Below are 1,074 nucleotides of genomic sequence, written 5' to 3'. Positions count from 1 at the left end.
GAGACCCGCACGAGCGAGGACTTCGCCGCGTATCTCGCCGCACTGCTCGCCCAGCGTCCAGCCCATATCCCGTGGCATCTGGTCATGGGCAACCTCAACATCCATTGCTCCGAGGCGGTTGTGCGCCTCATCGCCGAGGCCATCGGTTTCGAGGGCGACCTCGGCGTGAAGGAGCGCTACGGCATCCTCAAATCCATGGCCACGCGCACCGCGTTCCTCAGCGATCCGAGCCATCGCATCGTCTTTCACTTCACCCCCAAGCACGCCTCGTGGCTCAATCAGATCGAGATGTGGTTCTCGATCCTGGCGCGCAAAGTCCTGCGCCGTGGCAACTTCACCTCCATCGACGACCTTCAGAAACGCATCAGCGATTTCATCGACTTCTTCAATCGCACGTTGGCCAAGCCCTTCCGCTGGACCGATGAGGGAAAGCCGCTCGCAGCATGAATGATTAAACAGTCTCGGGATTTCCACTCTGTTGCACTAGTGGTCTAGAGTGAAAGTCCTAATACTGTTTCTGGGCGATCGATGGCATCCTACTCATCTGTCTTGAGTTTCGCCGATGAGTTGATGACACGATGCCACGCTGCACCCCAATTCCCGTTTCCCTCACCGACAAAGAACGTACCCAGTTGGAGACGTTGGTGCGTCAGCACACCACGGCGCAGCAACTGGCGATCCGAGCCCGAATCATTCTCGCCGCCGACGCCGGCAAGGGGATGCACGAAACGGCCGCCACGTTGCAGGTCAGTCGCTCGTTGGTCCAGCGCTGGCGCGAGCGCGCGGATCAACCCGTGCTCGAGCGTCTGAGCGATTGCCCGCGTTCGGGGACGCCGCCGACCTTCACCCCCGAGCAGATCTGCGCCATCATTGCCCTGGCGTGCGAGCCTGCGGTCCGCGAGGGAGTGACGCTGGCGCGCTGGACCATGGCTGTGAAGGTCACGATACGTGATCGATCATCGGATGCCGTTCCCCCCGCTTCAGGGAGGGCGTCTTGGGCTGTTGACGCTGTGCGAGCAAGCGCGCGACGGACAGATGCGGCTTTTTCGGATCATGGGTGCGCGTTGGAGGCGT

At 61.4% G+C, this 1,074-nt stretch carries 2 protein-coding genes; both read left to right on the top strand.

Annotation, left to right across the window (positions count from 1 at the left end; all coding sequences use genetic code 11):
• On the top strand, positions 1 to 447 hold a 447-nt coding region (locus tag CKO23_RS24875), incomplete at its 5' end, for a transposase (RefSeq protein ID WP_200336243.1).
• A 131-nt stretch (positions 448 to 578) separates the two neighbouring features.
• The coding region (locus CKO23_RS24870) for a helix-turn-helix domain-containing protein (RefSeq protein WP_200336241.1) at positions 579 to 1,074 on the top strand (496 nt) is incomplete at its 3' end.

Source organism: Thiocystis violacea (assembly GCF_016583565.1).
Lineage (GTDB): Bacteria > Pseudomonadota > Gammaproteobacteria > Chromatiales > Chromatiaceae > Thiorhodococcus > Thiorhodococcus violaceus_A.
The sequence above is the reverse complement of the archived record's forward strand: the minus strand, read 5'-3'. Positions and strand labels throughout refer to the sequence as shown.